We start from the raw sequence: 13,357 nt of genomic DNA on the forward strand, positions 1-13,357 counted from the left end.
TGACCCATGAACGCACAAACCGGTTTTGAAAAACTCGAAGTCGGCTACGACATTCCGGCCGTGCCGGGCATGGACGAAGCCGATATCCAGACCCCGTGCCTGGTGCTCGATCTCGATGCGCTGGAACGCAACATCAAGAAGATGGGCGACTATGCCCGGGACCACGGCATGCGTCACCGGGTGCATGGCAAGATGCACAAGTCCGTCGACGTCGCCAAATTGCAGGAGCGTCTTGGCGGCGCCGTCGGCGTCTGCTGCCAGAAGGTGAGCGAGGCGGAGGTCTTTGCCCGCGGCGGCATCAAGGACATTCTGGTGTCCAACCAGGTGCGCGACCCGGCCAAGATCGACCGGTTGGCGCGGCTGCCGAAACTCGGCGCCCGCACCATCGTCTGTGTTGATGACATTGCCAATGTCGCCGATCTTTCGGCGGCGGCGCAAAAGCACGGCACCACGCTGGAGGTCTTCATCGAGATCGACTGCGGCGCCGGGCGCTGCGGTGTCACGACGAGCGAAGACGTTGTCGCGATCGCCAAGGCCGTCGACGCGGCCGCCAACCTGAAGTTTACCGGCATCCAAGCCTACCAGGGCGCCATGCAGCACCTGGACACCTATGAGGCCCGCAAGGAAAAGCTGGATATCGCCATTGCCATGGTCAAGGATGCGGTCGAGGCGTTGAAAGCGGCCGGGCTCGAGCCGGAACTCGTTTCCGGCGGCGGCACCGGGTCCTACTATTTCGAGTCCAATTCCGGCGTCTATAACGAACTGCAATGCGGGTCCTATGCCTTCATGGATGCCGACTACGGCCGCATACTGGACAAGGACGGCAATCGCATCGACCAGGGGGAATGGGAAAACGCCTTCTTCATTCTCACCCAGGTGATGAGCCATGCCAAGCCGGACAAGGCGATCTGCGACGCCGGGCTGAAGGCCCAGTCCGTCGACAGCGGCCTGCCTTTCATCTATGGCCGCGACGACGTGGAATACGTCAAGTGCTCGGACGAGCACGGCGTCATCGCCGATCCGAAGGGCGTCCTGAAAGTCGGCGAAAAGCTGAAGCTGGTCCCGGGCCATTGCGACCCGACCGCCAATGTTCACGACTGGTATGTCGGCGTGCGCAACGGCAAGGTCGAAACCGTCTGGCCGGTCTCCGCGCGCGGCAAGGCGTATTGAGCCGAAGCATACAACCTCTCAATCCGTCATCCCGGACGCAGCGAAGCGGAGATCAGGGATCGGGGAACCCGGGGCTATCCGGTTGAGCCCCAAAAGAAACTCTGTGGCTCTCCGTTCCCGGCGCGCGCTCCGCTCGGCCGGGATGACGACAGAAGGAAAGAAGCACAGCCTCATCGTGAGGAGGGCCACCGGCCCGTCTCGAAGGATGGGCGGTACGCTCCGAGTTCGCGGCCCATCTTTCGAGGCTCCACTGCGCTCCGCACCTCAAGATGAGGCGGAGCTTGTTTTGAGACCGCTCCCACTGGAGAACCAAATGATCATCGTTCCTGAAAAGGAAATCGCCGGGCTGCTCGGCAGGGCCGAGGCATTCGAGGCCGTCGAGAACGTCTTTGCCGCCATGGCGAGCGGGCAGGCCTACAACTTTCCGGTCATTCGCGAAGCCATCGGCCATGCCGACGCGCTTTACGGCTTCAAGTCCGGCTTCGACCGCTCTTCGCTCGCGCTGGGGCTGAAATCCGGCGGCTACTGGCCCGGCAATGCCGAAAAGGGCCTTACCAACCACCAGTCGACGGTCTTCCTGTTCGATGCGGATACCGGCAGGGCCCGGGCCGTCGTCGGCGGCAATCTTCTGACGGCGCTCAGAACGGCTGCGGCTTCCGCCGTTTCCATCAAGCATCTCGCCCGCAAGGATGCCAAGGTGCTCGGCATGATCGGAGCGGGTCATCAGTCCACGTTCCAGATGCGGGCCGCGGCCGAGCAGCGGGACTTCGATAAGGTCCTCGGCTGGAACTTTCACCCGGAAATGCTGTCCCGCCTGGAAGAGACTGCAGGCGAACTCGGCCTGCCGTTCGAGTCCGTCGACCTCGACCGGATGGGCGCCGAAGCGGATGTGATCATCTCGATCACCTCGAGTTTCGATCCGATCCTGATGGCGCATCAGGTTGGCCCCGGCACGCATATCGCCTGCATGGGCACGGATACCAAGGGCAAGCAGGAAGTCGATGTCGAGCTGGTGGCCGGTGCGACCCTCTTTACCGACGAAGTCGCCCAGTCCGCCACCATCGGCGAATGCCAGCACGCGGTCGCCAAAGGCATTGTATCCAGGGACAATATAATCGAGATCGGCGCCGTGATTAATGCTACGCATCCCGGACGGACCTCGGAAAGCGAGATCACGCTGTTCGACGGAACCGGCGTCGGCCTTCAGGATCTCGCCGTTGCCTCGGCCGCGGTTGAGCTGGCGATCCGGAAGGGTGTCGCTATCGAAGTGGATTTTTGAGGACGCGCGGAAAGAGCAAGGCTCATTCGGTTCGCGCCAGAAACCGCAGTCCTCAGAAGACGTAATTTGGATTGTGTGAATGCGGATTGTCATCAACGGGTTCGGCCGTATCGGCCGGACCGTTTTGCGTCAGGTGCTCAAACTCCCCGAGACGGAAGCCATCGACGTGGTGCGGATCAACGATATCGCGCCGCTGGAAACCTGCGCCTATCTCCTCAAGTATGACAGCGTCTTCGGCCCCTATCCGGGCGAGGTGAAGGCGGGGCCCGGCTGCCTCATGGTGGACGGCCGGGAAATCCCGTTTTCCGGCAAGGCCGATCTCGGCGACCTCGACCTTACCGGCGTCGACGTGGTCATGGAATGCACCGGCAAGGCGGACGCGCGCGAGACCGCCGAACGGGGCCTCGGGGCGGGTGCGGCGAACGTGCTGATCTCCGGCCCCTCCGCGGCGGCCGACATCACGCTGGTGCTCGGCGCCAACGAGGAAAAACTCGGCGATTTCCGCATCGTTTCCAACGGCTCCTGCACCACAAACGCGCTGGCGCCGCTCCTGCGCGTCCTTGACGATACGCTCGGGATCGAGGCCGGCCACATGACCACCATCCACTGCTATACGGGCAGCCAGCCGATGGTGGATGCGCCGCGCGGACCGCTGGAGCGCAGCCGCGCGGGCGGTGTTTCCATGGTGCCGACCACCACCAGCGCCACCAGGCTGGTGGGAAAGGTCCTGCCGCAGCTCGATGGCAAGATCAGCGGTGCAGCCGTCCGGGTGCCGGCGATCAGCGTCTCCGCTGTCGACCTGACCCTGACCCTGGCACGACCCGCCGGGAAGCCCGTCAACGACATGCTTTGCGAGATGTTCGCCGGCAGCCGCGTGATCGGATTTACCGAAGACCGGGTGGTCTCGACGGACATGCGCGCACGGCCGGAATCCCTCGTCGTCGCCCTGCCCGAGACGCTGACGGTCGGCGAGCGGCAGGTGCGCATCTTCGGCTGGTACGACAACGAATGGGGCTTTTCCGCGCGCATGATCGACATGGCCCGGCTGATGGCTGCGAGGTAAACCCACCTTCTCGTCAAACCGGTTTGTCGCGTCACCGGCAAACAGGGCGCCAAAAGGGCCGCAAACGCGGCCCTTTCGTCTTCTCGCTAGGCCTTGAAAAATCAGGCCGTCTCTTCCTTTGGAAGCGACCCGCGCCCGTGGCCGGCCATGCCGCCGGAGACCTCCTCGGTGGATTCGTCGGTGAGATCCTCGGGCAGGATCAGGTTCAGCACGATGGCGATCAGGGCCGCCGGCAGGAGACCGCTGGTCAGCAGGATGCGCGGGGTATCCGCCATGTGCTGCAGGGCGCCCGGTTCAAGCTGCAGGCCGAGGCCGATGGACAGGGAAATCGCGAAGATCACCATGTTCCGCCGATTCCAGTTGACGTCCGACAACATGGAGATACCGGCCGCGACCACCATGCCGAACATGACGATCACGCCGCCGCCCAGCACCTCGATCGGCACCGTGCGGATGACGCTGCCCACCTTCGGGATCAGGCCGCAGACGATCAGGAAGATCGCGCCGCAGGTCACCACATGGCGGCTCATGACGCCGGTCATGGCGATAAGGCCGACGTTCTGGCTGAAGGAGGTGTTCGGGAACCCGCCGAAGAGACCGGCAACTGCCGTGCCGATCCCGTCCGCATAGGTGGCGCCTTGGATCTCCTTGTCGGTGGCCTCGCGGCCGGCGCCGCCCTTGGTGATGCCCGAAACGTCGCCCACGGTCTCGACCGCGGAAACGAACGCCATCAGCGAAAAGCCGATCACCGCAGCGGCGGAGAATTCGAAGCCGTATTTGAACGGCTGCGGAAGGGCGAAGGCAGCGGCATTCGACCAGGAGCCGGCAATCGCCTCGAAGGTCAGCATGCCGGTCAGCAGCGCGTAGATGTACCCGGCAATCAGGCCGAGCAGAACCGCCGAGATGGACAGCATGCCCCTGCCGAAGAACTTCAGCCCGAGCGTGACCAGGATCACCACCAGGGCCGCCGACCAGTTGAGCAGCGAACCGTATTCCGGCGTGCCGATGGCCGGCACGCCGCCTGCCGCGTACTGGATGCCGACCTGCACCAGGGCAAGTCCGATCATGGTCACGACCAGGCCGGTGACGAGCGGCGGCAGGGCGAACCGGATCTTGCCGATCACCAGGCCGAGCGCGGCATGGAAGATCCCGCCGAGAATCACCCCGCCGAACAGGGCTGCGAGCCCGTCGACGCCCTTGCCCGCCACAAGCGGGATCATGATCGGCAGGAACGCGAAGGACGTTCCCTGCACGATGGGAAGAGCGGCGCCGACCGGGCCGAGGGTCAGGGTCTGCAGGAGAGTCGCGACCCCGGCAAAGACCATGGACATCTGGATGAGGTAGAGCAGTTCGGGAAAATGCGGCGAATTCGACCCGAAGCCGAAACCGGCGGCGCCGGCGACGATGATGGCCGGCGTCACGTTCGACACGAACATTGCCAGCACATGCTGGATTCCGAGCGGAATCGCCTGGATCAAGGGTGGGGTATAGTTCGGATCCCGCAGCTGTTCCGCGGTTCCTATCGTAGACTTGTTCATATGTGCTCCTCTGAAGGTCGATTGGACGTCTCCACCTCATTGGGCGGGCAGGGATCGTCCGGTGTGGGCGGTGAATGCCTAGGTCTCGGCCACCTCCACGGTCCAGGGTTCCGGGAACCAGTATTCCTCCAGATTGGTCCCGTCCCCGATACGGTCGACAACGGCAAACCGGCCCGCGCGTCCCAGCGGTGCCAGAACGCCGTGCCATGTGCCGCGGTGCAGATTGATGGATTGGCCCGGCTGGCTGATGAAGGCCTTCGGATTGACGGGCGTCCCGTCCTGGTCGTCGGCGACGACGACCAGCATCGGAACGCCGTCAATCGGAATGAAAGCCTGGCTGCCGTCCGGGTGCCGCTCGACCATGTCGACGGTGTAGGGCAGCGCGCGGGCTTCGGCCTCAAAGAGGCTGATGCCCGCCCGTCCCCTCCCGAAATCGAGCGTTGCCAGGTCGTGATAACGGCCGCACTTGCCCTGGTTTATAATCTTGTCAGGTGCGCCCGCGACCTCGATGACGTCGCCATAGGGGGAGAACGCCTCGGCGTTCAGCGGTGATGGGGCAATTCTCCCGGTCACGGCAGAAGATCCTTCAGCCGGTGCCGTGCAATGCGCTCGACCTGGTGGCAGGCCTCGGCGAACTCGGTTTCCCGGTCGTTCTCGATCCGGCGGAGGAATGCCGCCATGATCGATGCCTTGTCGTGGTCCCGCACCGCGACAATGAACGGAAAACCGTGCTTTTCCACATAGATGGTATTGAGCCTCGTGAATTCCTCCCGCTCTTCGTCGGTCAGATGATCCAGTCCGGCGCTTGCCTGTTCGCTGGTGCTTTCCGCCGTCAGGCGCCCGGCCCGGGCGAGCTTGCCCGCAAGGTCCGGATGCGCCGTCAGCACGCCGAGACGTTCGTCCTCGCCGGCGGTGCGGAAGACACGGCACAGCGCGTTATGCACGCCGGCCGCACAGTCATGCGCGGGTCCGAGTTCCAGATCGAAGGCGCGTTCGGCGATCCACGGCGAGTGCTCGAAGATGCCGCCGAAGGTGGCGACGAATTCTTCCCGGCTCATCCGACTCGGCTGCGGTCCCGTCTGCGGCGGGTGAGTGGCCGCCCAGTGCCGGGCAATGTCGATCCGGCGCGGGCACCAGACGCCTGCGTGTTTCTGAATATGGTCGATGAATTTCTGCAGGGCGGCGATCTTGCCCGGACGGCCGATGAGGCGGCAATGGAGCCCGACCGTCATCATCTTCGGCGTATCCGTTTCGCCCTCGGCATAAAGCACGTCGAAGGCGTTCCTCAGGTAGTTGAAGAAGTCCTCGCCGTCGGTCCAGCCGGGCGCCGTCGCGAAGCGCATGTCGTTGGCTTCGAGCGTATAGGGAATGATCAGCTGGTCGCGGCCGTCGACGTCCAGCCAGTAGGGCAGGTCGTCGTCGTAAGTATCGGAAATGTAGTCGAAGCCGCCTTCCTGGGCGACAAGGCGGACCGTGTTTGCCGAGCACCGGCCGGTGTACCAGCCGCGGGGACGTTCGCCGATGACTTCCGTGTGCAGGCGAACGGCCTCGTTGATCGCGGCCCGTTCGTCCTCCTCCGGCATGTCCTTGTGTTCGACCCATTTGAGGCCGTGGCTGGCGATTTCCCAGCCGGCGTCCTTCATCGCCTCGACCTGCTCCGGGCTGCGGGCAAGCGCCGTCGCGACGCCGTAGATGGTGAGCGGGATGCCGGTGCGGGTGAACAGCCGGTGCAGCCGCCAGAACCCGGCGCGCGCACCGTATTCATAGATGGATTCCATATTCCAGTGGCGCTGGCCCTGCCACTGGGCGGCCCCCGGAATATCGGAGAGGAAGGCTTCGGAAGCCGCATCGCCGTGCAGCACGCAGTTCTCGCCGCCTTCTTCATAATTGAGGACAAACTGGACGGCGACCCTCGCGCCATCCGGCCACTGCGGATCCGGCGGATTGGGACCATAGCCACGCAAGTTACGAGGATAGCGATTCAAAACTTACCTCCTGCTGACGCCGACGGTCAGGTGGGCACGATCAGCGGCCGGCGGCGTTAGTCTTCTTATAAAGCAAAACAATGTCGCTGACTTTCTGGGTTTTTTAGAAAGTGCTTTCTGATAACCATAGGTGCCCTTCGGTTACGTGTCACAGCATGATGCGCCGAAAGTGAAATGTGAAGGAGCACCCGATGGCCGGTTACCTGACGACCCATGTGCTGGACACAGCCCGCGGATGCCCCGGCGAGGGCATCAGGATCGATCTTTACGAGGTCTCAGGCGAGACCCGGACGCATCTGCGCAGCCTCGTGACCAACGACGACGGCCGGACGGACACACCCATCCTGCCGACGGGTGAATTCCGGACCGGCACCTATGAGCTCGTCTTCCATATCGGCGCCTATTTCGACGCGGCCGGCATCAAGACGCCGGAGCCGCGCTTCCTGGACGAGGTGCCGCTACGCTTCGGCATGTCCGAGGAAGCGCACTACCACGTGCCACTGCTGGTTTCGCCGTTCAGCTATTCGACCTACCGGGGAAGTTAGGACACGCGCGGCTCCCGCGGTCCCTGCGTCAAAAGAAGGTCCCAAAATAGCTGGCCGCTTCGTCCGTCAGCCCGACGATCTTGTTCGTCGCCTGGCGGTAGAGCTTGAAGTTCAGTTCCGTCTCGGGCAGGCCGTCTTCCCAGTCCCTGAAAGACTTCAGCTGCGCGCGGCCCAGCGGCCGTTTTGCCGTCGCGTCGCGGCGGATTTCGACATCCACGCGTGGAGTCTGCCGCTCCACGTCCGGTATTTTCGGGACAGGAGTGGCAGAGGTGACGGTACCGCGGGCGATCAATCCGGGCCCGCCCTCGTTTTCACTTGCGAAGATATAGACCGTGTCACCGGCCGCGATCCTTTTGCCGCCATACATGGTTTTCCGGGCCGGGAGCGTATTGGTGCTCGCCTGCGGATCGCGGATCTCCGCCTTGATTGCATAAGCCATCCGGTTGCTCCCCTTCACAAGGCACCCGCAATCGTTCCCCCTGATCCGGAAACGTGTCAGACCGTTCCGACTACTGCAACACAATATCGGACGCCGGCATTCACCGGCGTCCGGTAGATGGTCTAGTTGCCGAAGCGGTCGATAACTTCGGCGAGCGGGATGTGTCCCTTGCAGGCTCCGGTTCCGGGCACATCCTCGCCGTTCTCCAGTGCCAAGGCATAGGTCACTGCTGGCTCTGCTTCGATCCTCTTGCGCAGAGCGTCGAGCTTCGGCCACCGCTCCCGGTTCGCGACGCCATGGTAGTCCAGCCAGCGGGCGACGCCGATCAGAACGCCATCGGCAAGTGCCGGCCTGTCGGAGACGAGGAACCTGCCGTTCCCGATCATCTCCTCAAGCCTATCGTGACGCTCCATCACGCCGTTGCGGCCGATTTCCGTCAGAACCGCCTGGGTCGCCGGAGCCGGATCTTCGGTTTCCATGGCAATCCAGAGCGGCGAGAAGGCACCGGTGAAGCCTGTGTTGATGAAGGCCGTCAGTTGATGCATCCGGTCCGCTTCCGGCGATATCGGGTCGAAGGAGACGCGCCGCTCCGTGTCCCGGGCTTCCAGCCAGGCGGCAATCGCCATAGTCTCGGTGACGAGGTTTCCCCCGTCGGTAACGAGCACGGGCGTTTCGACACGTGGATTGAGGCGCTTGTAGGCCGGCTCTCGCATTTCGCCGAGCATATCGACACGGCAGAGGCGGTACGGTTTCCCCAGCCACTCGAGAGCGGCCACAAGGCCCATTGAGCTCCCGCAGGGATAGCCATAAATAAGGATAGGTTCCAAGACATCGTTCTCCGTGATTTCTGATGATCACGCTGCGCAGCGATGGCGGACCCTAACACGCTGCCAAACCCAGGCAATTACGCACCTTTTTGTTACCACAGGCCGCCCATGAAACAGCTCGTCTCCCGCTGCCCGATCGAAGAAGTGATGCAGGTCCTGAGCGGCCGCTGGCCGACCCTGCTGATCTATTATCTCTCAGAAGGAACGAAGCGGTTCAGCACCTTGCGCCGGGACAATCCGACGATTTCGCACAAGATGCTCACCATGGAACTGCGCCGGCTCGAAGATGCCGGCATCGTCCGGCGCACCGAATATGACGGCTATCCGCGCAAGGTCGAATATGACCTCACCGATGCAGGACGAAAGCTGGTACCCCTCATCGACGCGCTCGGCGACTGGTGGGAGGCGACCGGCGGGCTCGCGCAGAACGCGGACCTTGATGAACAGCCGAGCCGCAAGGCGGCTTCATCCTGAGGCGCAGGCCTTGCTTGCGTCGCGAAGGATGGACGGGCCTGCCCCGGAATATGCCGCCCATGCTTCGAGACGGGCCTTCGGCCCTCCTCAGCATGAGGGGTGAGGAGGCTCCTCGTGGGGCCTGAATAGGGCCCTCTTGTTGGCTCTCGCACCTAACGTCCCGCCATCGCCGCCAGCGAGCCTTGAATATGCGCCACCATGAATTCCAGGAACAGCCGCACCTTCGGATCCTGGCGCCGGCGGTGGGTGTAGAGGCAGCCCATCTGGACCGGGATCGGCGGTTCGTTTTCAACGACAGGCACGAGCCGGCCGGATTTGAGATAATCGGCGACCTCGAAGACCGGCTTCAGCACGATTCCGTGGCCTTCCAGCGCCCAGCCGGTCAGGACATCGCCATGATCGGATTCGAAGGGACCCGACACGGCCACCCGCTTGACGCCGTTTGCCGTTTGCAGCGGCCACTGGAATTCCGGCGCGCCGGGATAGCGCATGTTGAGGCAGTCGTGTTTGCCTGAAGTGAGTTCCTCGCTGGTAACCGGCATCCCCTTGCGGGCGATATAATCCGGCGATGCGCACAGAACCCGCGTGCAATCGGCGATCTTGCGGATTTTAAGTGTCGAATCTTCCGGCAGACCCAGGAAGAACGCCGCATCCAGCCCCTCCCCCGTGAGGTCGACCTTCCGGTCCGACAGTCTCAAGCGGATATCGATCAGCGGATTGGCCTTCTTGAACCTCGGGATCGCCGGTGCGATCAGGCGCTGGCCCATGCCGATGGGCGCTGCGACGAACAACGTGCCGCGCGGCGAGCGGGTGACGTTGCTGATTTCCGCCTCGGCCTCCTCCACCGCCTCGATGATCTTGGTTGCCCCGCGATAGAACAGGTTGCCGTGTTCCGTCGGGCTGAGCGCGCGCGTGGTGCGCTGGAACAGGCGGACGTTCAGGTGTTCTTCAAGCTGGGAAACCCGCGAGGAGGCGACGGCGGAGGATATCCTCAGGTCCCGGGCCGCTGCGGACATGTTGCCGAGCTCATAGACACGCAGGAAGGTTCGGATATTTTCCAGATAGGCCATCGGCTGATTCCAACGATTATTCTAGTTTTTTTGAAACTGCTCGGCATTATGCTGAGATACCAGAAAATGTGGATCTGAGCTAGGGTACGGTCCCATAAAATTGAATGCACTGGTCTCTCTGGAGCGGACCGTTTCCAAGGCGCGAAGGCGCGGGAAACCCGGCCGGTTTTCAAGTCTTCGCAACGCAGGAGACGGTCCGCTCCAGAGAGATCCGACGGACGCCAAAACGGCTGCGAGCAGCAGCGTCAAAGCCCTTGGCCGATGTACAAGCATCGACCTGCGGACTTTTCCTCCCTGCTCATTGCCGTTTTGACGCCAGTGCAGTCAATTTTATGGGTCCGTACCCTGGCGTAAGCGACAAGTTTTTAGGGAGACAAACTATGCTGGACATTGCCATCATATGGGACTGGCTGGCTTTCGCCGTCCGCTGGCTGCACGTGATCACCGCGATCGCCTGGATCGGATCGTCATTCTACTTCGTCGCGCTGGATCTCGGGCTGCGCAAGGTGCCGCATCTGCCCGTCGGCGCCCATGGCGAGGAATGGCAGGTGCATGGCGGCGGCTTCTATCACATTCAGAAATACCTGGTGGCGCCGGAAAACATGCCGGACCATCTGGTGTGGTTCAAATGGGAAAGCTACGCAACCTGGCTGTCCGGCGCCGGGCTGCTGATGATCGTCTACTGGGTCGGCGGCGAACTCTACCTGATCGATCCGGCCAAGGCGGATCTCGCCCTGTGGCAGGGCGTGCTGATCTCGGCCGGTTCGCTGACCATCGGCTGGCTGGTCTACGACTTCCTGTGCAAGTCTGGGCTCGGCGAAAAGCCGACCCTCCTGATGGTCCTGCTGTTCATCCTGCTGGTGGCCATGGGCTGGGGCTACAACGAGGTGTTCACCGGCCGGGCGACGATGCTGCATCTGGGCGCCTTCACGGCCACGATCATGACCGCGAATGTGTTCTTCACCATCATTCCGAACCAGAAGATCGTCGTCGCGGATCTCAAGGCGGGACGCACACCGGACCCGAAATACGGCAAGATCGCCAAGCTCCGCTCGACCCACAACAACTACCTGACCCTGCCGGTCGTCTTCCTGATGCTCAGCAACCACTATCCCCTGGCTTTCGCCACGGAATACAACTGGGTCATCGCCGCGCTGGTGTTCCTCATGGGTGTCACGATCCGGCACTATTTCAACACCGTGCATGCGGGGGCGGGCAATCCCACCTGGACCTGGCTGGTGACCGCGATCCTCTTCGTCATCATCATCCAGCTCAGCATGGCGCCGCTGTGGAAGGAAAACAGCTACGAGGCCTCCGAGAACCGCAGCCTGACGCCGAGCGAACAGGTCTTCGCCAGCGCCGAGGGGTTCAACGAGGTCATGAACATCGTCCCGGGCCGCTGCGGCATGTGCCACGCCCGTGAGCCGTTCTACGAGGGCATCCACTGGGCGCCCAAGGGTATTCTCCTGGAAACCGAGGCGGATGTCGTCCGGGCGGCGAAGGAGATCTACCTGCAGGCAGGCCTGACCAACGCCATGCCACCGGCCAACGTCTCCTTCATGGAAGAGCCGGAGCGGCGGAAGATCGTGGAATGGTACCGCAATGCAAGGGAGAAACTGCCGTTCGGCGTGGCGGCGCGGTGAGGAAACCGTAGCTGCAAAGAGGACGCTTCCCGTTTCCGGGGAGCGCTTTGCTTGGGGAAAGGCTCACCACTTGTCTCCGTCATTCCAGACAAGCGCAGCGACTGCTGCGCGCTGATCTGGAATCCAGAAATCAGAGTGAGCGTCGCGAACACTTTTTTAAGTAAAATCGGCCGCGCTTTCAGCGCGAATTATGTCTGGATTCCGGATCAGCGCTCGGCTGCGCCTCACTTGTCCGGAATGACGTGGGCAGAACGCGATACGTTATCCTACCCGCTCACATCCGCGTGCCTGATGACGAAATCCACGAAATGCCGGATCTTGGGATCCTGCAGGCGGCGGTGGGGATAGAGGCAGCCGAACATGGTCGGCGGCGGGGGCGTATGCGTCAGGACTTCGACGAGGCGGCCGCTTTCCAGATGCTGGGCGACGTCGAAGCGCGGTTTGTTGACGATGCCGTAGCCTGACAGCGCCCAGTCGGTCAGGACGTCGCCATGGTCGGCGTCGAACTTGCCGGCGACCTGAAGCTTTCGCGGCCCGTCCGGCGTCTGCAGCACCCAGAAATATTCCGGCGAGCGCGGATAGCGCAGCAGCAGGCAGTTGTGATCCTCGCTCAGGAGGTCGTCCGGCGTCTGCGGCGTGCCGTGTTTCTTCAGATACTCCGGAGACGCACACAGCACGCGCGGGCAATCGGAGATCTTGCGGAGCTTCAGGTTGGAATCCTGCGGCGTGCCGATGAAGAAGGCGAGATCCAGCCCGTCGGCCATGAGATCCACCTTTCGGTCGGACAGGCGCATGTGCACTTCCGTTGCCGGATAGAGTTCGACGAAGCGCGGCACCAGCGGTGCGATGATCCGCCGGCCCGCGCCGAGCGGCGCGGTGACCCGGATGACGCCATGGGGCGTGTCGGAAAAGCTCGCGACCGCCATTTCCGCGTCCTCGATCGATTCCAGCGCCTTGACCGCGTAATCGTAGAAGACCTTGCCGACCTCGGTCGGCGTCAGGGAGCGTGTCGTCCTGTTGAAAAGACGGACGCCCAAGTGCTTTTCCAGCTCCTTGATGCGCTTGCTGGCAACGGCCGGGGTCAGTCGCAGATCCCGTCCGCCGGACGTGATGCTGCCGAGTTCGACCACGCGCGTGAAGACACGCAAGGATTCCAGATAGGCCATGTCCCGTCCTCCCGTTTCAAACGTCGCGTGTCGCGGCCGCGCGCCTAGCGGTTTCCGCCAGCTTACCACTTCCTGAGTTTCGCAGTCCCGGCGCTTTTTCAATGAATTGTTGAAAGTATTTCCGGATTCACCGGATTTTTCGAGCCAGTCGCCGGCGG

Annotated in this window: 13 protein-coding genes; 6 read left to right on the forward strand and 7 right to left on the reverse strand. The window is 62.8% G+C overall.

Going from position 1 to position 13,357, the window contains the following annotated elements; genetic code table 11:
- The first annotated feature begins 6 nt into the window (after nucleotides 1–6).
- The 3 genes from bhcC (at nucleotide 7) to ON753_RS20025 (ending at nucleotide 3,512) form a co-directional block, all read left to right on the forward strand.
- Nucleotides 7–1,170, forward strand: a complete 1,164-nt coding sequence (gene bhcC / locus ON753_RS20015; RefSeq protein WP_265964789.1) for a 3-hydroxy-D-aspartate aldolase BhcC — start codon at nucleotides 7–9, stop codon at nucleotides 1,168–1,170.
- Between the two features lie 313 nt (nucleotides 1,171–1,483).
- Nucleotides 1,484–2,449, forward strand: coding sequence for an iminosuccinate reductase BhcD (bhcD, locus tag ON753_RS20020; RefSeq protein WP_265964791.1), 966 nt, complete (start codon nucleotides 1,484–1,486; stop codon nucleotides 2,447–2,449).
- A gap of 79 nt (nucleotides 2,450–2,528) precedes the next feature.
- Nucleotides 2,529–3,512 (forward strand): type I glyceraldehyde-3-phosphate dehydrogenase, encoded by a 984-nt coding sequence (locus tag ON753_RS20025; protein WP_265964793.1) that lies wholly within the window; start codon nucleotides 2,529–2,531, stop codon nucleotides 3,510–3,512.
- A gap of 101 nt (nucleotides 3,513–3,613) precedes the next feature.
- Here ON753_RS20025 and ON753_RS20030 read toward each other — a convergent pair whose 3' ends face one another.
- The 3 genes from ON753_RS20030 to puuE form a co-directional block, all read right to left on the reverse strand.
- Nucleotides 3,614–5,050, reverse strand: a complete 1,437-nt coding sequence (locus ON753_RS20030) for a uracil-xanthine permease family protein (protein WP_265964796.1) — start codon at nucleotides 5,048–5,050, stop codon at nucleotides 3,614–3,616.
- 78 nt (nucleotides 5,051–5,128) lie between these two features.
- Nucleotides 5,129–5,623 (reverse strand): ureidoglycolate lyase, encoded by a 495-nt coding sequence (locus tag ON753_RS20035; protein ID WP_265964799.1) that lies wholly within the window; start codon nucleotides 5,621–5,623, stop codon nucleotides 5,129–5,131.
- Complete coding sequence (gene puuE, locus ON753_RS20040; RefSeq protein ID WP_265964802.1) at nucleotides 5,620–7,035, reverse strand: allantoinase PuuE; 1,416 nt, start codon at nucleotides 7,033–7,035, stop codon at nucleotides 5,620–5,622. Before puuE ends, ON753_RS20035 begins: the two co-directional genes overlap by 4 nt.
- Nucleotides 7,036–7,226: 191 nt before the next feature.
- On the opposite strand from puuE, the gene uraH reads away from it, so the two are divergent.
- Nucleotides 7,227–7,580 carry a hydroxyisourate hydrolase gene (gene uraH / locus ON753_RS20045; protein ID WP_265964804.1) on the forward strand — a complete coding sequence of 118 codons (354 nt, stop codon included), beginning with the start codon at nucleotides 7,227–7,229 and terminating at the stop codon, nucleotides 7,578–7,580.
- Nucleotides 7,581–7,608: 28 nt separating this feature from the next.
- Here the strand turns inward: uraH and ON753_RS20050 are convergent, their stop codons facing one another.
- Nucleotides 7,609–8,019, reverse strand: a complete 411-nt coding sequence (locus ON753_RS20050) for a hypothetical protein (RefSeq protein ID WP_265964807.1) — start codon at nucleotides 8,017–8,019, stop codon at nucleotides 7,609–7,611.
- Between the two features lie 122 nt (nucleotides 8,020–8,141).
- Nucleotides 8,142–8,846, reverse strand: a complete 705-nt coding sequence (locus ON753_RS20055) for a glutathione S-transferase family protein (protein ID WP_265964810.1) — start codon at nucleotides 8,844–8,846, stop codon at nucleotides 8,142–8,144.
- Nucleotides 8,847–8,954: 108 nt separating this feature from the next.
- Here ON753_RS20055 and ON753_RS20060 point away from each other — a divergent pair, with 108 nt between their 5' ends.
- Nucleotides 8,955–9,320: a winged helix-turn-helix transcriptional regulator gene (locus tag ON753_RS20060; RefSeq protein WP_265964812.1), complete on the forward strand. Its 366-nt coding sequence runs from the start codon at nucleotides 8,955–8,957 to the stop codon at nucleotides 9,318–9,320.
- Nucleotides 9,321–9,472: 152 nt separating this feature from the next.
- On the opposite strand, the gene ON753_RS20065 is transcribed toward ON753_RS20060, so the two are convergent.
- On the reverse strand, nucleotides 9,473–10,390 hold the full coding sequence (locus ON753_RS20065) for a LysR family transcriptional regulator (protein ID WP_265964813.1): 918 nt from the start codon (nucleotides 10,388–10,390) through the stop codon (nucleotides 9,473–9,475).
- Nucleotides 10,391–10,770: 380 nt separating this feature from the next.
- On the opposite strand from ON753_RS20065, the gene ON753_RS20070 reads away from it, so the two are divergent.
- Nucleotides 10,771–12,033 (forward strand): urate hydroxylase PuuD, encoded by a 1,263-nt coding sequence (locus ON753_RS20070; RefSeq protein WP_265964814.1) that lies wholly within the window; start codon nucleotides 10,771–10,773, stop codon nucleotides 12,031–12,033.
- Nucleotides 12,034–12,299: 266 nt separating this feature from the next.
- Here the strand turns inward: ON753_RS20070 and ON753_RS20075 are convergent, their stop codons facing one another.
- Nucleotides 12,300–13,199, reverse strand: a complete 900-nt coding sequence (locus ON753_RS20075) for a LysR family transcriptional regulator (protein WP_265964816.1) — start codon at nucleotides 13,197–13,199, stop codon at nucleotides 12,300–12,302.
- Nucleotides 13,200–13,357 lie beyond the last annotated feature (158 nt).

Source organism: Roseibium salinum (genome assembly GCF_026240905.1).
GTDB classification, from domain to species: Bacteria; Pseudomonadota; Alphaproteobacteria; order Rhizobiales; family Stappiaceae; genus Roseibium; species Roseibium salinum.